Genomic DNA, 17,246 nt, shown 5'->3' on the forward strand with positions numbered 1-17,246 from the left:
GACTGGCGGGAGTGTAAACGCCGTATAGCCTCTGCCCGTCATTTTTACCGATTACGGGTAGGTCTGGCAGTCATTAGTGGCAACGTTAACGCCTAGAGCATTAGCAAGTGCGTTCGCCATCCACGCAATCGCCTTACTGAAAGGGGTTGAGGCAGGCGGTAAGCCGTTGCCGCTTTTCTCTCCGTCGAGATAGCCTGTTGGGATTTTACTACATTACGGGCTGGGGGGTTATTTAAACTCGAATTCATCTGTAAACTTAACTATATCGCCGTTTTTTTGTAGCTGATATTTTCCATCATATGTTGTAAAGATCGTACCCAAATTCTTGCTGTTACTGATAGAGAAAACAGCATCTTTATCAATACAGTTTAGCGGTGGCCGTATATCATTAAAGCATAGCCTGTCATAACCATCAGTTTCTTTATATCCCTCACCAAATAGCCAGAAAGTAATAGTAAAAGAACCATCTTTCTCAGGTTTAGGAATATCATATTTTCTTTTCAACATATCCTTGTTTTTTAGCCACCAACCGATTTTACCTTTATCGGTAAAAGGGAAGTTTCTTACTAAAATAGAACTGAATCCATACTCTCTATGATGAACTGCAACAATATCAATCGGACGCAGCGACAACCAAAAGCAATAACCTAAAATTCCCAGCGCAACTAATAGCAGCGCGTAAAACGTTTTTTTACTTTTTGCTGTCATTACGGTTTCCTGTAATTTCTACGGTGGCTTCCATATTGGTCATAAAGGGTTTAAAAGCAAACGTATTGCACCGTTGCAACACAAACCAGATACGGAAAAAACGAAAGACGTTATATTTTAGCTTGGCAATATCCTCAACATCTAAGCCGAAGTGATCCTGTACTTTGTAATTTACCACTGCCCGATAGCTATCGTTGCTAATATGCAGTGATTTTAAGATGATGTGGGTTGCCCATGTATCGTGAACTGTAATACCCATCCCGTTAATATTATCCTGAAATCGGTCGAATTTAGGCAATTTACCATCAAGTATCGCCCCTCTTATTTTCCCTTTGTTATCTGTTGGATAGGTATTGTTTATCCAATCAATATTCTCGATTAAAGCATTTTTTATTTTTGACAACGTACTGTTCTCAGTCCTGTCATTGAGAATTTGCTCCTTCAAAGCACTATCCAGCAGCATATCCCGAAACGGCGTACCGTTGTCGTTCTGCATATGTGTGATCATCTTTTCGATCAGATGTTTGTACGGGCCATAAATCGAGAACAGGCGCGATAAATCGCGGAATTCATCAAACAAGATACTGGCGCATTGCTGCCGAGTGATCTTTTCCCCTTCTCCACGGGAGCCATAAAACATAGACTGTGGCTGAGTGAATGGAGTAATTTTCGTCAGGGTGTAAGGGTTGGTTCTGGTGGATACATCCGGCAGATGAAACAGTGTTTTTAACTGTGCTTCGGTCAGATCGCCACAGCGCATATCTTTAGCGCCGTAATCGTCCATCCGGTTTTGGGTTTTGAATATCGTGCAGGGAAAATGTAGTGCGGACATAAGTATACATTCCTTGTGTAATCGTCCGTTGTGGTCTTCACAGCAAATAATACGCGGTGACTGGCGGGAGTGTAAACGCCGTATAGCCTCTGCCCGTCATTTTATACCGATTACGGGTAGGGGGGATAGGCGTTGCCGCTTTTCTATCCGTCGAGATAGCCTCTTGGGGATTTTACTACATTACGGTCAAAGTTATGCTGTTACTTTGATTCATTTCTTACTATTACACCGTTTTCATTCATGGTATATTCGCCGTCGTCAACACCGAATGAAATATTGTTATTTTGGGTATTCCATATGGAAAAAATTCTGTTCTTATCAATGCAATTTAACGGTGGTTGCATATCCTCAAAGCACCGCCTGTCGTATTTATCTCGCTCTTTGTAGCCATTTGCAAAATCCCAGAAGACTATAGAGAAAAAACCATTTTTTCAGGTTGCGGAATATTATATTTTTCTTTCAACATGCCCTTATTTTTCAGCCACCAGCTAATTTTCCCCCTATCAGTAAACGGGAAGTTTCTTACCAAGACAGAGCTAAACTCTCCATCTTTATGTACTGCGACAATCTCCACCGGACGCAGTGATAGCCAAAGCCAGTAACCAAGCAATACGCAGACAGCCAAGGTGAGCAAGGCAATAGTTTTCCTATTTTTTATTCTCACTTGCGGTCTCCAGTAATTTCTATGGTAGCTTTCATGTTGGTCATAAAGGGCTTAAAACCAAACTGATTGTATCGCTGTAGAACAAACCAGATACGAAAAAAGCGAAACTGGTTGAACTTGAATTTTGAAATATCGTCAATATCAAGGCCAAAGTGATCCTGGATTTTGTAATGCACCACCGCTCGGTAGCGGTCATTATCAACCTGTAGCGATTTCATAGTGATGTGTGTTGCCCAGGTATCATGAACCGTAATACCCATCCCGTTAATATTATCCTGGAATCTGTCGAATTTAGGCAATTTACTGTCCAGAATGACTTTTATTAATTTGTCTTTTTCTTTTGCTGGATAACATTTATTTTCCCAGTCTATAAAAGTATTAAATGCTTTCTCTAACCGCAAGCGCGTACTGTTTTCTGTCGAATTATCACTGAGAATTTGCTCCTTCAAAGCACTATCCAGCAGCATATCCCGAAACGGCGTACCGTTGTCGTTCTGCATATGGGTGATCATCTTTTCGATCAGGTGTTTGTACGGGCCATAAATCGAGAACAGGCGCGATAAATCGCGGAATTCAGGCTCATATGAGCGGTTCGCCCAAGAAGGCTTTATGGTAAATATATGTGACTTTTGGAATTTAAATACAAGGGATAGTTATGGCAATAACGTGTTTTTTCACCAACAACGGCATGCCAACGTCTTTGCTTACATGTAGCGGCGTTGGTAGGTTCCCTGCTTTTTCTGGTCAGAGGCAAGGTCGCAATAATGCTAGCCTAACAAGCGTTCCTGATATTGGACCTATTCCGCAGGGAACGTATTACATCATCGGGCGTCAGTCAGGTGGGCGTTTGAGTTCAATTCGTGAAGCTGCTCTGAAGTATGCCTATGGCACAGATCGTAGTCAGTGGTTTTCTCTGTATCGCCGAGACGGTAAGATCGACGACTATACATTTATTGAAGGTGTGCGGCGAGGTAATTTTAGGTTACATCCAATTGGTCCGCGTGGACTTAGTGAAGGCTGTATTACGCTCAGCCATATTACTGATTTTGACTATCTTCGCAATCGTCTTCTTAAAACCAGTATGATAAATGTTCCTGGTTCGCTTCTAATGGCTTACGGCACAATAAGGGTTGATTAATGCTCAAATGGATTAAGCGTATATTGGGTTTTCTCGTGTTGTCGGTGGTGATGTTTTTTGTCATTGGCAAACTAATTTCTCTGTTGTGGCCAAACGTCACTGATTATCTGGCATCGTGGTTAAATACAGTAGGAGTGGAAGAGACAACTGATTTACTCTTTGATTTTACATTTTGGATTGCGCTGATCATATCCATGCTCATTTGTGTTCTGTGTATTCGTCGAAACTCGTAAGCTATTATTCAACCATAAAAAACCTAATGCCCCCGTGGTGGGTATATAACAATCACGGGGAGCGTAGCGACCATCGTCTAGCTTTTTTCTTGTTTGTCTTACCCTGCAAAAGGTTTGATTGTATGGGCGTAGTGTCAGACTTCTGCAATCACCATCGGAACTTCTGTTGGAGGTGTCCAAATAATTTGCCAATGCCTGATCAAGTAAAATGCGAAAGGGTGATCAAGTAAATGTAAATACCCATTAAAGGTAAAACTGCCGCCTGATTTGTCGGTAGGTCTTTCGTATGTACTTACGATAGTTTCGTAGGCCATCACCGAAGCTACGAAAATAGCTTCACCTCTCTTTAATCCGGTTTTGAAATCATCACTGCTCACTCACGCTTTATTATAAATATAGAAAAACACGTTAGTTCAGTTGGTTCAGTTGGTTCAATTTGTAAAGACGTTTGTTTTAATTAGTATTTTTCTCAAAAAGTGAACCAACCAAAATGCGTTTTGAACCAACATTGAATATGAGTGAACCAACATTATCACGGCTTATTTACTGTCTTACATCGTCTTACAGTGGTAAAATTACTCATTATCTCCCTTTGCTGGTGGTTATTATGAGCAAATCACTGTCCGTTACTTTCCGCGTTCCCGCTGAACTGGTCGAATCATTTACCAATGCTGTGAGTGAGTCCGGCAACGATAAAACTGCGTGGCTCGTTGACGCTATACGCCATAAACTCAGCCAACCAGATAATAATCCCGATCACCGGATGATTGCCCTAGTCGAGCGCATGGAAACGGCTGCTGCTGCGTTGATTAGTGGCAAGCAGGGCATCCCTCCACATCCATACAATGAGGCGGCTGTACTTCAAGTGGTGGCAGATACCATAAAGCAGGGTCTTGACAATGGACGTGTGATTGCTCAAAGGATTAACGAGGCAGGTTATCAGACTAGGGCGGGTAAGGCGTGGAACAAGGATATATATAGTGCGTGGAAGAAATTAATTAGTGTCCGAAATAAACGAGACTAGTCATTCTTTTCCTTTTTTTTAGGTAAAATAGCCTGAGCTGCTTCTTCGGCCCTATCTTGACGCGATATATGCCTCTTAATCATATCGGGGCCTATCAAACTAAATAACACGGTAAGTAGTTGCCACAAAGTCAATAGAACTAGAAGCCCATAGGATATACCTCTGAAAATATTTCTATGTTCGAGTATCCAATCGAATTGCTGAAGTAAGGGGGCCACAATACCAGTTACTAAAACAGTGGCTAGAATAGCTGTTGAATGGACAATCGGCGTAAAAAGGCGATGTATACCTGGTCCACTATTATCTGACGCCCCTCCGCGGAAAGACTTTTTTAGTCTATCAGGATAGATTATTGCGAACCATGCACCTACAACAGCAAAGATAATCGAGGCTGTGGTTCTTAAGGCTTCAAACAGAGGCCATTGGGAATTAAAGGCGATATTTCGCCCTAGATAGCCTGATAATAAAATTATTGCTAGGCAAAAACTCCCAATGAGAACTCTAATTTTCATATTATACCTGCGCCTTTTAGTATCTCGACTTTCTTACTAACCAATGAGTTAAGTAGGGAGTTGAGCTGGACAAATTCTACATTTTCTCGCTCAATATTCAGTCCGAACTCAGTACGAGCCAGAGACTTACTCAGCCAATAAGGTCGGTTTGATTCCCCACCAAGATAAAAACCATAATCGTTAACTTCGTTAGGATCTGATTCCCAGTCATCAATCATAGCGTTTAAATCTTCCAAGGTTACATGTGGAGACAAGGTATACCTAACTTTAGTGCTAGTATCTGCATATTGACTGTTATTACCCCCTAAGCGACTAAATTGTAACATTTTCTGCCATAGCCCTAGCTGCTCAGGTTTACTTACATCTAGCTCAATTACTCTTTCAATTTTTTTTATATTGTTGGCATTTTGCCTAATAATATCATGCTTCCCCCTGTTCCTAACTAAACTGGTAGTAAATCCAGGGTTGTAGTGCTTTTGGACTTCATGTTCGTCGGCTACATCTTTTTTGTATCCACTAATACAAACTTCTACTTTACCATCTTCCTTTGTAACTGCTTTGGCTACGACATGTTCAGATGACCCTTTAAGAAAACAATGGATGTAATGCTGTAGAGATCCTTGGGAGGTTAATTTGTTATGAAGTTTTACTGTTGCTAATAGATTTCTGTCAGTTAAAAACCAAAAATATGTTGCGTATCCCGGTATGCTCCCTTCCTGTAATGGATTCAAGATTACAGATGGGTCTACCCCAAATTTGGAAGTTTCACTAATAGACGGGATTTGTTGACCATTTGATGGTATTTGATTCCATAAGATCAATCCCCAGTCATTACCAATTTTTTTGCATCAACAAGATAACATGGGTATCTATCTTCGTTAGCTTCATATGTTTTTGTTTGCTTAAGCTCCTTAGAACCAGCCCATGACTCTAAATCTACTAAAATTTCACTAATATTTCCGAACGATGGCTCTTTACTGTTGTGTGCGTAATAACCAGCCTTATCGATCTTATAAAATGTTATTATTGCTTGCTCTTCCAGCATGAAAACTAATCCAATAAATTAAAAACATTCATGTAATACTTTTAGTTAGAATCATGTTACTGATCATTTAAACATTTTAACTGTATAAATATACAGTATTTGTTTTGTATTACAAGTGAAGCGTATCTTGCAGCTTCATTTCCCGATAGTGTTCAGTGCGTGGGGGTGGGTTAATGGCATACAGTTCAGCCCATCGTTTCGCCAGTATTAGATTATGCGCTCTGTTGCTATCTCTGGCAGTGAAGTGCTCTGGCACTACTAACGGGAAGAAAGCCTGTCTGCTCCTCTCTCCGTGCTTCACAGCGTTAGTATTCCCCATCGGTGCGTCTGAGCCTTTGCGCTTTCCACCCCATCTTGATTGTTGGTTAATTGTCATGGCTGGCCTCGTTTATATGGTGTGTGGTACGCACTGAAAATGCGTACTAATGCTGCGTACCTCACTGCGTACCATCTTAAAGATTCGCGCTGTAAATGCGAACTAGAGCTGCGAACCTGAGCGCGAACTGCGAACCATTAGCGGAATCTGCTAAGGAAAAAGCGTCGTTTCGCTGGTATCTTATACATCCGGTCGGTCACTGTGATTGAGTCGGGTAACAGCGTAATGATTGAATTATCGTAATCACGGGGCGCACCATTGAACTGTTGGCCTAGTACCTTCACTCGGTCGCCGCTGATGCTTGATTGATAGCGGTCGAGATGAACGTTAAAGCCCCCGCACTGAAAGGCACTGGCGGTAAGTGGTGCAAGTATGAGTAGTGCGAGTAGTTTCTTCATCGTTAGCCTATTGAGGTTGAGTAACCAGAGCGATTGTCGATTGCGAATCAAGAGCATTCGCATTTTTAGCCAGACAAAGCAGATCCATATACCAGTTCTGCCCCCGTGTATCGCCTGTGTAGTCGATACTGCCCACGAAGTAATCGCCATCGGTATTTATTGCGGCCGGCTGCGCCCCGGTGATGCCATTAACGTAGATATTCCCGCCTGATTCTGTTTGCGTAATCGCTCCGCCCTGTGAGTTGGCAATCTGTTCAGTCGTTAGCGCCGTGCGATATACCGAACCCTGGTCTAATCGAATAAGGCCACCTAGTTTGATGTTCGGGTTAATCAGGCAGCGTACGTTAACGCCAGCCCCCATCGTCTGCTGCGGCCTGCCGATAAGGCCAGTATCAGCGTTTAGCACCACTAGGTTATCGATGGGCTTCGACTCTTTGACGATATGTACCTTGTTATCTTCGTACCACCAGTGCGCGTCACATTGCCGAGCAAGGTCATTGATGATTTCATTGGTTGAGGCGTGAAGCGTTTTAGCACGGGGGAATACCGTGTCAGGAAAGGTGGTAACCTCTCCCGCGGTAATTCCATAGGGTGCGTAGCTGTTCATGGCAACGCGGAAAACATCGTTAAACGTCCATCCAGCCGCAATAGTTGTACTCACTGCTGCTTTCATATGACCTTCCCAACTATCGAGGCACTGTAAGCGTATCCACGAATCAGTAATGTTATCTTGCCCTGCGATAGAGAATCGGATGTCGCCATTAAAAATCAGGCCGATGTTCTCGTCAGGGTAGTTGCCGAATTGGTCAGGATTTCCCTTGTAGCCAGCGATAACGCGAATGCGGGTGCAGGGCTTCGATTTGCTCACGACTCAGTAACACGGGTTTTAGTTCTGATTTAGTCATGGTGATTGTTTGCTGTGTTGGTTATTTATACAGACATTATAATTGTAATTATTGAAATGATTAATATGTTTATGCCGATTTATGAAACGATCATTTGATAGTGAGGATCGAATAGTTAAATCAAAGTAATAAGCTGCTAGACTGCGGCCTTGGTGGGTTTATGACTTGATTATAAATGCATGCCCGTTGAGTTTGGCTATCCCCATGCGGTGCTGCTGTAGGAAATAATTGTGTCTTAATATTAAAAGGGTAACTAGGTCAATTTTATTTCTTAAGCCCCCAGTATGTTTATGGGGGCTTTTGAATAATATGCGTTAGACGATGTTAAGATAGCGCTACCTAACTAAATTTATTAATCTTTCTCGAAAAGAGTTAGTAATTTATAGAGCTATGTGACACTAGGTAGCTGTTCACTTCGGTTATTGAGCACTCATCATCAGAAGCATCATTTTGAGTAATCACTTCAAATTTTTTATGGTCTTTAGTATAAAAAACAAACTTGAATATATTTGTATACAGGTTATGAGGCTTTTTCTCTGAAGATAACAGCTTCACTTCTGTCCTTGACTCATTAATATCAGGTATTTTAATGAATCCCGAGTTCTTAAGCCAAACTTCCGCCATATTCATTGGCCATGAGTGGCAGTCATTAGATGAATTTTTTGCAGATGCAAATAAAGGCGTTAGAGCTAAAAAGAATAATGCTGATTTCAGTTGTTTTCTCACTTGACCACCTCAAGGTTTCGATCTCCACTAGTCCAAATTTTCTGCCTGATTAACAATGGCATAATAATACACCCATTAGAAGCTTCTCCTGGGTGCTTTTTACTGTCTCCGTGAATTAAAAATCCTGAACGGCCAAACATTTTATTATGCGAATCTGGTTGTAGTCTAATTGAATATGAGCCAGTGTGAGGGTGACGAAATGGATGGCCTATTATAGTATATTTTCCCTTGGGTAGCGGGCCGATATTTGGAACCCTTTCCATGTTAGGGTTAACCTTGCCATCGCCCTTTCCTGCATATCCTTGGTATACAAAATTGCCATCTCTTTTAAGCTTTCCTGTACTTTGCTGGAATACCCATGTCATAACTTGCTCCTTCCTAGCGATAAAATATTAAATTTTTATATCGAATTTCTTTGGAGAGAACTCGTTTATGATAACTCTCTAAGATGATGTGACACCTATTGTCTTTGAAGCCGACAATGATTGTCCGCCAACTAATTAGCACCACTACATTAAATCCTAATCAAAAAAAATTAATATAAATTGCGCTAAAACAATTTTTTATCTGAAAATAGCAATTCAATTTATAAAATAAAAAGAAAATCCTAACGCCTCCAATTTGCTGATACTGCTTTCTCAGGGCTACGCAAAATTTCTACCGGCTATTAACAGAATAGGCTGGAATTAGAACGGCTTCAGTTCCTCTTCATTGTGTTTTTCCTCTATCCTGCCGCCTGTACGGGCTTCTGTGGCGTTTGCACGGCTTCGGCTGGCTTCGTTGCTGATTTGCGCTTTAACGATAATACAGGGCGTTTGGCTTCGTTGTTGTCGGTCATGGTTAAAACTCCGGTTCATCGTTAAAAGGGTAGTTCTCATACTCAGGCGGAACGTTGCTTTGTGGTTTCGTTGCCGGGTTGCTGGTGGCCTTTTTGCCGGACGGTCGCACGGTCTTAGCACTGATAACGGAATCAGCAATCACCTGAGCCTGTTCTTTCTTAACGCCGTCTTGCCCTGTCCATTGGTTCAACTGCATATTACCGGACACGCTTATCATGTCGCCCTTTGAGTGCTTCGCTAGTGCCTCGGCCTGTTTACCGAACGCCACAATGCCTAGCCAATAGGTCGTTTGTCCTTCGTCTGCGTTATTACATGGCAGATTAACCGCGAGTCGTGCCATTGCCATTTCTTTACCGTTTGCTGTGGTGCGCGTGGTGACCTCTGCCACGATACGCCCATGTGCTGAGATTTGTGCGGTCATAAATTCACCTTTCCTTTAAATTCTACGTTGTGTCACGGGTTCAATTGTTCGTTCACTGCCAGCCATACATAATTCTATGCGTTCAATGTTGGTTCAAAATGGGCAATTGTTGGTTCAGTGTTGGTTCACTCTCAGGAGTAAAATCCTTATAAATCAATGCTAATAAATAAATGAACCAACTGAACTAACTGAACCAACATAAAAACTACGCACATGAAAAAAACTATTCTGTGTTTTCGCTCTCCTCTGGCATGAAGCTCAGAACAACCACGTTTATTTGTCTGCCATCTACTCGGGGCGACTTTCTTTGATAACCTGTTCCCCATAATCAGCGGGTATCATGTTTCGCCAGCGTTCTTCACATTCGCGGATAGTCTCAACGGCTTGGCTCTGGTTTGAGGCTAGCCATTTAATCCACTTGCGCCCCGCAGCACCATAATGATTTTTATAGGCATCTTTGAGCGCGTCAGCGTGTTGCTTTCCGGTCTGGTATTCGTGAAACCGTACGGATTTACTCATGGGGATGTTGAGCAGTCGCACCAGTTGCCCGGCCTTGGTCTTTCTGCCGCTGGTGGCGATAAAGGTTTCCATGTCCATTTCCCCGGTACTAATCGCCATTGTGCGCCAGCGTTTTAAGTCACGGTTCCCGCCTTCCTTAGCCCCTTGTAACTTACCCACGCCATTAAATAGGGCATAGGCAGATTGTGAAACGCTTACCGGGTCTGCGCCTTGACCTACTTCGTCCAGCGGCATTAATCCGTCATTATGGGCGGCGGCTTCATTGGCTAAGTGTTCAAGCTGGTCAGTGGTCATATAATCACGCGCTTTTTCTTTCGGGTGTCCGTTCGACAAAGCCCATTGATTAGCGGTCAGGCCACCTAAAGCAATGCGGGTAATCATGTTGCTCTCATTACTGTAATGACGGGGTAGGGTTGCTTTGCCATGTTCTGCGCGTGATAAGTCGAGGGCTTCACACATTGGCTTGAAGTTGCTTGCGGCTTTGATTCTGGCCTTCAAGTGTTGGCGATAGTTAGCCGCGATAGCTGGCGCGGTGCGTGATAATGCTTCTTCACATTGGATAAAGTATTTGCGGACGGCTCGGCCTTGCTCGGTGCGCTCAACCATTGCCAGTTCTTTAGCCATGTTGATTGTTAGGCCATAGTCTTTGCTGCGCCGATCACCTCCGCGCTTTGTAACCCAACCACCGCCAGAGTGGTTAAAATCTGTACTTTGGTTCCTGAATTCTGAGGAATCAAAAATCACAAAGTCGTCACCTAGTACAAACTCGAATTCCTCAATGCGTCCTTTAATCCATGTTGAAAAGTCATTACCTACGCCTAATGCTGCGTGAAGTGCTTTCGCGCTTACAATATTGGAATCACGCCCGCCGATTTGACCGGAAATAACAGGTATCAGGTCGCTAAATACACTTTGAGGCTCGCCGTTAAGCTCTGGCTTAAATACCCCCGCAACGTGCTCAGGGCGTGGGGATACCTCGAAACTTAATTCGCTTTTTTTCATTTTGGTAATCTCCGGTTAGTTGGCTGCTGCTTTCTCTGGGTACTGGTTAATTAAACGCTGTGCCTCGGCTTCGGTGATTGCTTCCTCTCCGCGCTGTGAACGCCAGATATTAATGAGCTTTAACGCTCGTTCTGCTGCGCTACGGTCTGCGAGTCGGTAGCGTGTGAAGTGCGTAGAGTAGCCATGACGCGAAATATATTTCTCACTCTCGCCCACAATATCTAAGCGGTACTGGTTGCGGAGTTTCGATATATCGCTATGCAGACAGGTGGTGAAGAATTTTGAACCTGTTCCGTTTTGGTCAAAGTCGGAAACTGAACGTGCGTTTGTATCGAGTGCGGTTAGTCCTTGCGGGTTGCGAAGAATTACACTACATGACGCTTCTACTTTCAAAGCTGGCTTGATAATCGTAGTGATAAATGTAGAATCATCTCCGCGAATATCTGAATGAGCCATCTGTGACAAGGTGGCTTTTTTTATGTCCATTAAATCGCCCCCTTCCGCTTTGCCAGCCAGTTGTTAATCTCTACCGCATCAAAGGCGGTGACGCTCTCTGTCAGCTTTACAGGGCGCGGCAATGTGCCGTTCTTAATCCAACGGTCAATAGTCGGCATAGATACGCCTAGCAAGGCGGGTAAGCGAAAGCGGCGTATGTAGCCGGTTGTGGGAATTGCTGTTTGTGCGGCTTGTTGTACGGTCATGCCCCTAATTTCCTGTGATAGTTGGTGTTAGGGGATTATGCTTTTTATGGGTTAACTGGGTTGGAATATTCCAAAATCCGGCTGGAATATTCCCTAATCCCTAATCGGTAAATCGCATGTTTTTAACCATGCTTCAATAGTTTTACCTGCTGGCAGTTTCAGGCGTTTACTGTCGAAATCTTTGACAATCTCACTTTCAGGGTCATCAATGAATTTCCTTCGACTATCCAGCATATCCTGATCTGAGTACATCAAATAGAGTAATGACTTTATAAATGCCCCTTGGCTATTGATAGTTTTCATGCCAACTTTTTTACTTATCTTTTCTTGAGTTATAAGCTCATTGCCGAACATAGAATTTAATATTGGCATACCCCCATTTCTTAAAAGCTCAAGTTCAGACCTTGTTATGGCGAAGTCATCTATGGAGAACAATCTTTCTCTGTCAAAAAAAATAATGCTAGGACTGTATCCCTCTGTGTTAGGCGTATTTTTATCATGCTTCAAATTGAAATGTTCCCTTAGCATGGTTAAAGAAACTACATTTGCAGCCTGAGTAATTTCAAATTCTGGGGATGATAATTCCGTATGATTTATACCAAACCAACCTCTAGCATTTTCTATAAGACCGTCAGGATCATCGTTGTCATCTGCTTCATGTAACATAAATGAACGGTACGATGAACTTTCCTCGATATTGTTCATATCCGTTATGTACGTAAGGCCTCGTTCATTCCAGCCACAATTTAACTGCTCGAATAAATCGTCACTAAGTGAAGCACTAACGTATGCAGTATCACCTTTGTCTCTCTTTATGTTTATATGAACACATAATTGTAAAACTCCGATTGCTGCAAAATGTAATAAGTCATCTACGCCGCAATTTAGCTCTAGTGCTGCTTTACTCAATGGATAGTATTTTCTTAACGGTAGAGCCATAACGTCACCTATAACGTTAAACCTTAAAAGGGATTGAGTCAGGCGGTAAGGTTTGCCGCTTTTCGCCCCGTCAGGCTAGGCTCAATCTATTCCGTTACTGCGCCTTTCTAATCGGCGTTACGTTGTATTCTGTACCAGCTTCCAATGCCACCAGCAAGTCAGCCCATTGCGTTAATGCTGCTCTGCGTTCGTTAAAATATTGGTGTCGGTTATAGATACCCTCTACGCCTTTAATACGGTGATTAAGACATCTTTCAGCCACAACCGGATCTACACCTAACGCCGCAAGGTGTGTTCTCGCTGTCCGTCTAAAGTCGTGTATCGTGAAGTTTGGAACATCAGGAAGCTCTGCCCGAACCTTTGCCAGTGCTACGGGTAAAGTTGATTCCTGAATATGTGGGATCATCCTGTTTTGCATCTTACGGGCGGGTAAGACGAACTTACTGTTACACGAAAAAGTATGAAGCTCTCTAAGCCATTCAACGGCTACGGGTGCTAGTGGAATGTCTATTGCGTCACCGTTCTTGCTACGCTCCTCTGGTAAGTGCCAGACTGCGTTATCTAAGTCGAATTCTTCCCACCTTGCCGCGCATAACTCCATTTTACGGACACATAAGGCCAGTAATAGCTTAAAGGTGAGTTCATTCTGGCGGCTAAAGCCTTTGGCAGTTCGCATCCCTTGGAATAAGCGGATTAGTTCATCACGGTTCAGCCATCTATCACGGCTAACCTCTTTTCCGCCAGCATCAGACACCTCAAACGCTGAACATGGGTTTACTTCTAGATACTCGCGCTTAATCCCGTAATCAAAGATTCTGCGCGTCCAGCGTAGAACATCCGTTGCTATGGTAGGCGCACCACGCTTCACAATACCTTTTAGCATGTCATCAATATGGCGGGGTTTAACGTCTTCTACCTTCATACTGCCGATATTCGGGTTTATATCTTTGTCGATTCTGCGTCTGAGAATATCGGGATGCTTCCAACGCCCTAGTATTTGGCTCTCAAAATACTCGGCTGCGAGTTGGTGAAACTTCTTGGCGTTCTTCTCGGCTTCCATCTTTTTGATAGCATCGGCCTTCCTCTCCTGCTTCTCTCCGGCAACGTCATAGCCCAAAGATACCCGTGCAGATAATTCTTTCGCCATATCACGGGCTTTCGATAGTGAAAGCTCGCTATAAGACGCAATCATCATTGAGCGTGATTTGCCGCTGAATTTATAGCGGAACCGCCAGAATGGTGCGGTGTAGTTTTTGGGGAAGCAGAGATATAAGCCGTTACCGTCCGCTTTCCCCTCGAAACGCTCTCCAGCCTTAATCCATGCGCGGATCTGCATATCTGTTAATTTTGGCATTTGCGAATACCTGAACATTGAATAGGAGTGTGTACATAAATCGATGTACATAAATACCATTATGCACACCTCTATGTACACGGAAAACGTGCGCTTTGTTGCGTCTTTATGATAGCTGTTGATAATAAAAAACCGCGACAATGCGCGGCTTATGAGGATTTGGTGCGGGTGGGTGATTCTTTGTGATAGCTTACTCGATGTTCTGAATCTGCTCGCGCATCTGTTCGATCAGCACTTTTAACTCTATCGCCGAGGTAGTGATGGTGGCATTGATAGACTTGGAAGCAAGAGTATTGGATTCACGATTGAACTCTTGCATCATAAAATCTAGGCGACGGCCGACGGCTTCTTTTTTCTTCAGAATATTGTAGGTTTCCTTAATATGAGCATCAAGCCGGTCAAGCTCTTCGGCTACATCGATACGTTGTGTAAGCATAATCAATTCTTGTTCAAGTCTCTGGTTATCGACCTGAATAGCGGCATCGTCGAGTTTACTGACGAGGCGCTCACGCTGCCAGACGAGTACAGCAGGCATCTCTGTTCTGACGGCGGCGACTTCGTGGCTTACTGCTGAGAGGCGTTGCTCGATCAGTTGCTTAAGCGCAGCGCCTTCCGTTTCACGTGCTTCAACAAACGCATTCAATGCTTGATCTAGCCCGACCAACAGCTGCTGGTTGATGGTATCTAAATCCTGTTCACCAGCGCTCATCACACCTGGCCAGCGTAGAATATCGACAGGGTCAATCGATCCCTCATCGGTTTGACACTTCACCCAGTTTGCGGCGTTAATCACTTGCTGCGCTAACGTCTTGTTCAGCGATAATTCGCCTTGAGCACCTGGGTTCGGTTCGAAACGAAGTTGGCATTCGACCTTACCACGGGTTAAACGCTGACGGATACGATCGCGGATTACCGGTTCTAAACTACGAAATTGTTCAGGGAGACGAATATAGGTTTCGAGGTAACGCTGATTGACAGAGCGTAGCTCCCAGCTGGCATTACCCCATTCTCCTTTCATATCGTGGCGTGCAAAAGCGGTCATACTGCGGATCATAGTGATTACTCATTTTGGTCAATTTACGATGAGTATAGCCTTCGAGCCGCCTTGAAAACAGAGCAGTATGTTGGTCGATAGATATATTACCCATTCCCCCTTAAGATATGGGCTTTCTTAAAGGATAAAGGTTAAAGATGAAAACGTTAGTTTATCCGTTATTACTGCTCAGCGGTTTGATGATGGGTGGATGCCAGCAGCGGCAGCCTGAAGTGATGCCCATAGCGCACTCTTGTCAGGTGGGAACCCTAATGCAGCAAACTCAGCTCTGGTTTGGGCTGACTCGACCTAATGGCCAATCTATTTCGACACAACAGTGGCAACACTTCGTCGACCAAGTTGTTACGCCGGCCTTTCCACAAGGGTTGTCGGTAACAGAAGCAAAAGGGCAGTGGTTGGGGAATAATGGTGCGCTTGTCAGCGAAAATAGTCGTGGTTTATTATTAATTTATCCGGCAAGCAAACAGAAGTCGCAAGCTATTGACCTCATCCGCACCCGTTATCGGCAGCTTTTTGCTCAGGAATCGGTAATGCGTATTGACCAGCCGGTCTGTGTGGCATTTTAGTGTTCAGGCGCAACCTCTGCGCCTGAATAACGCCTAGAGAAATAGGCTTGCGAAGGCTGCCGAGAGTAAACTCACCAAGGTGGAACCATACACCAGTTTCCAACCATAGCGTGAAACGATATTACCCTGCTTTTCATTGAGCCCTTTCACGGCCCCCGCAACAATACCGATTGAGGCAAAGTTAGCAAAGGAGACCAAGAAGATAGATAAAATGCCGAGCCCCTTTGTAGTAAATTGCCCCGCCGTCTTCTGCAAATCAATCATCGCGACAAATTCATTCGATACCAGCTTGGTCGCCATTATGCTTCCCGCTTTTAAGGCATCTTGTGTGGGAATACCGACTAACCAAGCAAGGGGGGAAAATAAGTAACCGAGCAGCTGCTGGAAACTGTAGCCAAACAGTACTGAGAACAATGCATTGATTGCACTCATTAAGGCGATAAACCCGATAAGCATCGCCAGTATAATCATGGCTACTTTGAACCCGGCAAGGATATATTCTCCTAACATCTCGAAAAAGCTCTGTTTTTCATGAAGCTTATCCAGTGAAATCGGTGTGTCTTCATGGTGAGGTGTCGGATTGATAATGGATAAAATAATAAAGGTACTGAACATATTCAGTAGCAATGCCGTGACGACATAACGCGCATCGATCATCGACATATAGGCGCCGACAATGGATAACGATACCGTCGACATCGCGGTGGCCGCCATGGTGTACAGCCGTTTCGGCGGGATATCAGCAAGGATACCTTTATAGGCAATGAAGTTCTCGGACTGTCCTAAGATCAGGGTACTCACGGCATTAAAAGATTCGAGTTTCCCCATACCATTGACTTTAGACAGCAAGGTACCCACTACACGGATCAATAGCGGTAAAATTTTCCAGTGCTGCAAAATACCAATCAAGGCAGAAATGAAAATAATCGGGCAGAGTACGCCAAGAAAAACGAATGCCAAGCCTTGTTGATGTAGGCCCCCAAACACAAAATCAGTCCCCTGAGCGGCAAAGCCCAGTAAGGCTTCAAAAAATCCACTGACGGTACTGACCAACGCTAATCCGGCCGATGAATGTAAGCAAAACCAGCCAATCGTACCTTCAATAACCAGGAGTTGTAATATAAAGCGTAATCGAATTTGTTGGCGATCATGGCTGACAAGCAACGCCAGTAGCCCAATCACGACAAGGGCGAGGATAAAATGTAATAAGGTCGACATATCAAGGTTTCATTCGCGAAAGAGTAATATTTAGCCATAGTGAGTAAATTATTTCACCTGTAATCTCGGCAA

At 43.7% G+C, this 17,246-nt stretch carries 20 protein-coding genes and 4 pseudogenes; 4 read left to right on the plus strand and 20 right to left on the minus strand.

Annotated features, from left to right (window positions below; genetic code table 11):
- Nucleotides 1-228: 228 nt before the first annotated feature.
- The 4 genes and pseudogenes from HH682_RS04045 to HH682_RS04060 form a co-directional block, all read right to left on the minus strand.
- Nucleotides 229-708, minus strand: a complete 480-nt coding sequence (locus tag HH682_RS04045; protein WP_214236350.1) for a DUF943 family protein — start codon at nucleotides 706-708, stop codon at nucleotides 229-231.
- Complete coding sequence (locus HH682_RS04050) at nucleotides 692-1,540, minus strand: YPO3983 family protein (RefSeq protein ID WP_214236351.1); 849 nt, start codon at nucleotides 1,538-1,540, stop codon at nucleotides 692-694. Before HH682_RS04050 ends, HH682_RS04045 begins: the two co-directional genes overlap by 17 nt.
- A 200-nt stretch (nucleotides 1,541-1,740) precedes the next feature.
- A pseudogene (locus HH682_RS04055) lies at nucleotides 1,741-2,204 on the minus strand (DUF943 family protein).
- A pseudogene (locus tag HH682_RS04060) lies at nucleotides 2,201-2,779 on the minus strand (YPO3983 family protein); the annotation flags it as partial. The pseudogenes HH682_RS04060 and HH682_RS04055, both read right to left, overlap by 4 nt.
- 80 nt (nucleotides 2,780-2,859) lie before the next feature.
- On the opposite strand from HH682_RS04060, the gene HH682_RS04065 reads away from it, so the two are divergent.
- The 3 genes from HH682_RS04065 (at nucleotide 2,860) to HH682_RS04075 (ending at nucleotide 4,599) form a co-directional block, all read left to right on the plus strand.
- On the plus strand, nucleotides 2,860-3,342 hold the full coding sequence (locus tag HH682_RS04065) for a DUF2778 domain-containing protein (protein WP_092675426.1): 483 nt from the start codon (nucleotides 2,860-2,862) through the stop codon (nucleotides 3,340-3,342).
- Entirely contained in the window at nucleotides 3,342-3,575 is a 234-nt protein-coding gene (locus HH682_RS04070) for a hypothetical protein (RefSeq protein ID WP_092675423.1), read from the plus strand. Before HH682_RS04065 ends, HH682_RS04070 begins: the two co-directional genes overlap by 1 nt.
- A 607-nt stretch (nucleotides 3,576-4,182) precedes the next feature.
- On the plus strand, nucleotides 4,183-4,599 hold the full coding sequence (locus HH682_RS04075; RefSeq protein ID WP_214236485.1) for a hypothetical protein: 417 nt from the start codon (nucleotides 4,183-4,185) through the stop codon (nucleotides 4,597-4,599).
- Here HH682_RS04075 and HH682_RS04080 read toward each other — a convergent pair.
- The 15 genes and pseudogenes from HH682_RS04080 to HH682_RS04145 all read right to left on the minus strand — a co-directional run bounded on the left by HH682_RS04080 (nucleotide 4,596) and on the right by HH682_RS04145 (nucleotide 15,390).
- The gene (locus HH682_RS04080) at nucleotides 4,596-5,111 is read right to left on the minus strand and encodes a hypothetical protein (protein WP_214236352.1); all 516 of its coding nucleotides are present in this window, start codon (nucleotides 5,109-5,111) and stop codon (nucleotides 4,596-4,598) included. The two genes, HH682_RS04075 and HH682_RS04080, sit on opposite strands and share 4 nt — an antisense overlap.
- Entirely contained in the window at nucleotides 5,108-5,932 is an 825-nt protein-coding gene (locus tag HH682_RS04085; protein WP_250318546.1) for a hypothetical protein, read from the minus strand. Before HH682_RS04085 ends, HH682_RS04080 begins: the two co-directional genes overlap by 4 nt.
- Entirely contained in the window at nucleotides 5,929-6,156 is a 228-nt protein-coding gene (locus HH682_RS15720) for a hypothetical protein (protein ID WP_250318547.1), read from the minus strand. The genes HH682_RS04085 and HH682_RS15720 overlap by 4 nt, the downstream gene beginning before the upstream one ends.
- Nucleotides 6,157-6,669: 513 nt before the next feature.
- A complete protein-coding gene (locus tag HH682_RS04090) occupies nucleotides 6,670-6,930 on the minus strand; it encodes a hypothetical protein (protein ID WP_214236353.1) in 261 nt (86 codons plus the stop codon).
- 7 nt (nucleotides 6,931-6,937) lie between these two features.
- Nucleotides 6,938-7,798: a baseplate hub protein gene (locus HH682_RS04095; RefSeq protein ID WP_214236354.1), complete on the minus strand. Its 861-nt coding sequence runs from the start codon at nucleotides 7,796-7,798 to the stop codon at nucleotides 6,938-6,940.
- Nucleotides 7,799-8,207: 409 nt separating this feature from the next.
- Complete coding sequence (locus tag HH682_RS04100) at nucleotides 8,208-8,561, minus strand: hypothetical protein (protein WP_214236355.1); 354 nt, start codon at nucleotides 8,559-8,561, stop codon at nucleotides 8,208-8,210.
- Nucleotides 8,558-8,926, minus strand: coding sequence for a tlde1 domain-containing protein (locus tag HH682_RS04105; protein WP_214236356.1), 369 nt, complete (start codon nucleotides 8,924-8,926; stop codon nucleotides 8,558-8,560). The genes HH682_RS04100 and HH682_RS04105 overlap by 4 nt, the downstream gene beginning before the upstream one ends.
- A 475-nt stretch (nucleotides 8,927-9,401) precedes the next feature.
- Nucleotides 9,402-9,821, minus strand: a complete 420-nt coding sequence (locus HH682_RS04110) for a single-stranded DNA-binding protein (RefSeq protein ID WP_214236357.1) — start codon at nucleotides 9,819-9,821, stop codon at nucleotides 9,402-9,404.
- 312 nt (nucleotides 9,822-10,133) lie between these two features.
- A pseudogene (locus HH682_RS15725) lies at nucleotides 10,134-10,964 on the minus strand (DUF927 domain-containing protein); the annotation flags it as partial.
- Nucleotides 10,965-10,991: 27 nt separating this feature from the next.
- Nucleotides 10,992-11,342, minus strand: a pseudogene (locus tag HH682_RS16010) (antA/AntB antirepressor family protein); the annotation flags it as partial.
- A 15-nt stretch (nucleotides 11,343-11,357) separates the two neighbouring features.
- Complete coding sequence (locus tag HH682_RS04125) at nucleotides 11,358-11,828, minus strand: hypothetical protein (protein ID WP_214236358.1); 471 nt, start codon at nucleotides 11,826-11,828, stop codon at nucleotides 11,358-11,360.
- Nucleotides 11,828-12,043, minus strand: a complete 216-nt coding sequence (locus HH682_RS04130) for a helix-turn-helix transcriptional regulator (protein WP_214236359.1) — start codon at nucleotides 12,041-12,043, stop codon at nucleotides 11,828-11,830. Before HH682_RS04130 ends, HH682_RS04125 begins: the two co-directional genes overlap by 1 nt.
- Nucleotides 12,044-12,136: 93 nt before the next feature.
- Nucleotides 12,137-12,982: a hypothetical protein gene (locus tag HH682_RS04135; RefSeq protein ID WP_214236360.1), complete on the minus strand. Its 846-nt coding sequence runs from the start codon at nucleotides 12,980-12,982 to the stop codon at nucleotides 12,137-12,139.
- A gap of 94 nt (nucleotides 12,983-13,076) precedes the next feature.
- Nucleotides 13,077-14,336, minus strand: coding sequence for a tyrosine-type recombinase/integrase (locus tag HH682_RS04140; protein ID WP_214236361.1), 1,260 nt, complete (start codon nucleotides 14,334-14,336; stop codon nucleotides 13,077-13,079).
- Between the two features lie 190 nt (nucleotides 14,337-14,526).
- The gene (locus HH682_RS04145) at nucleotides 14,527-15,390 is read right to left on the minus strand and encodes a YicC/YloC family endoribonuclease (RefSeq protein ID WP_214236362.1); all 864 of its coding nucleotides are present in this window, start codon (nucleotides 15,388-15,390) and stop codon (nucleotides 14,527-14,529) included.
- 137 nt (nucleotides 15,391-15,527) lie between these two features.
- Here HH682_RS04145 and HH682_RS04150 point away from each other — a divergent pair, with 137 nt between their 5' ends.
- Nucleotides 15,528-15,956: a DUF3574 domain-containing protein gene (locus tag HH682_RS04150; protein WP_214236363.1), complete on the plus strand. Its 429-nt coding sequence runs from the start codon at nucleotides 15,528-15,530 to the stop codon at nucleotides 15,954-15,956.
- 33 nt (nucleotides 15,957-15,989) lie between these two features.
- On the opposite strand, the gene HH682_RS04155 is transcribed toward HH682_RS04150, so the two are convergent.
- On the minus strand, nucleotides 15,990-17,174 hold the full coding sequence (locus HH682_RS04155) for a NupC/NupG family nucleoside CNT transporter (RefSeq protein WP_214236364.1): 1,185 nt from the start codon (nucleotides 17,172-17,174) through the stop codon (nucleotides 15,990-15,992).
- Nucleotides 17,175-17,246: the final 72 nt, after the last annotated feature.

The sequence above is a fragment of the Rosenbergiella gaditana genome, assembly GCF_018494065.1.
GTDB lineage: Bacteria > Pseudomonadota > Gammaproteobacteria > Enterobacterales > Enterobacteriaceae > Rosenbergiella > Rosenbergiella gaditana.

What these genes read in the sequence shown, in the direction of transcription:
- HH682_RS04045 (WP_214236350.1), bottom strand. Translation starts at nt 708, where the DNA reads ATGACAGCAAAAAGTAAAAAAACGTTTTACGCGCTGCTATTAGTTGCG.
- HH682_RS04050 (WP_214236351.1), bottom strand. Translation starts at nt 1,540, where the DNA reads ATGTCCGCACTACATTTTCCCTGCACGATATTCAAAACCCAAAACCGG.
- HH682_RS04065 (WP_092675426.1), top strand. Translation starts at nt 2,860, where the DNA reads ATGGCAATAACGTGTTTTTTCACCAACAACGGCATGCCAACGTCTTTG.
- HH682_RS04070 (WP_092675423.1), top strand. Translation starts at nt 3,342, where the DNA reads ATGCTCAAATGGATTAAGCGTATATTGGGTTTTCTCGTGTTGTCGGTG.
- HH682_RS04075 (WP_214236485.1), top strand. Translation starts at nt 4,183, where the DNA reads ATGAGCAAATCACTGTCCGTTACTTTCCGCGTTCCCGCTGAACTGGTC.
- HH682_RS04080 (WP_214236352.1), bottom strand. Translation starts at nt 5,111, where the DNA reads ATGAAAATTAGAGTTCTCATTGGGAGTTTTTGCCTAGCAATAATTTTA.
- HH682_RS15720 (WP_250318547.1), bottom strand. Translation starts at nt 6,156, where the DNA reads ATGCTGGAAGAGCAAGCAATAATAACATTTTATAAGATCGATAAGGCT.
- HH682_RS04090 (WP_214236353.1), bottom strand. Translation starts at nt 6,930, where the DNA reads ATGAAGAAACTACTCGCACTACTCATACTTGCACCACTTACCGCCAGT.
- HH682_RS04105 (WP_214236356.1), bottom strand. Translation starts at nt 8,926, where the DNA reads ATGACATGGGTATTCCAGCAAAGTACAGGAAAGCTTAAAAGAGATGGC.
- HH682_RS04110 (WP_214236357.1), bottom strand. Translation starts at nt 9,821, where the DNA reads ATGACCGCACAAATCTCAGCACATGGGCGTATCGTGGCAGAGGTCACC.
- HH682_RS04125 (WP_214236358.1), bottom strand. Translation starts at nt 11,828, where the DNA reads ATGGACATAAAAAAAGCCACCTTGTCACAGATGGCTCATTCAGATATT.
- HH682_RS04130 (WP_214236359.1), bottom strand. Translation starts at nt 12,043, where the DNA reads ATGACCGTACAACAAGCCGCACAAACAGCAATTCCCACAACCGGCTAC.
- HH682_RS04135 (WP_214236360.1), bottom strand. Translation starts at nt 12,982, where the DNA reads ATGGCTCTACCGTTAAGAAAATACTATCCATTGAGTAAAGCAGCACTA.
- HH682_RS04140 (WP_214236361.1), bottom strand. Translation starts at nt 14,336, where the DNA reads ATGCCAAAATTAACAGATATGCAGATCCGCGCATGGATTAAGGCTGGA.
- HH682_RS04145 (WP_214236362.1), bottom strand. Translation starts at nt 15,390, where the DNA reads ATGATCCGCAGTATGACCGCTTTTGCACGCCACGATATGAAAGGAGAA.
- HH682_RS04150 (WP_214236363.1), top strand. Translation starts at nt 15,528, where the DNA reads ATGAAAACGTTAGTTTATCCGTTATTACTGCTCAGCGGTTTGATGATG.
- HH682_RS04155 (WP_214236364.1), bottom strand. Translation starts at nt 17,174, where the DNA reads ATGTCGACCTTATTACATTTTATCCTCGCCCTTGTCGTGATTGGGCTA.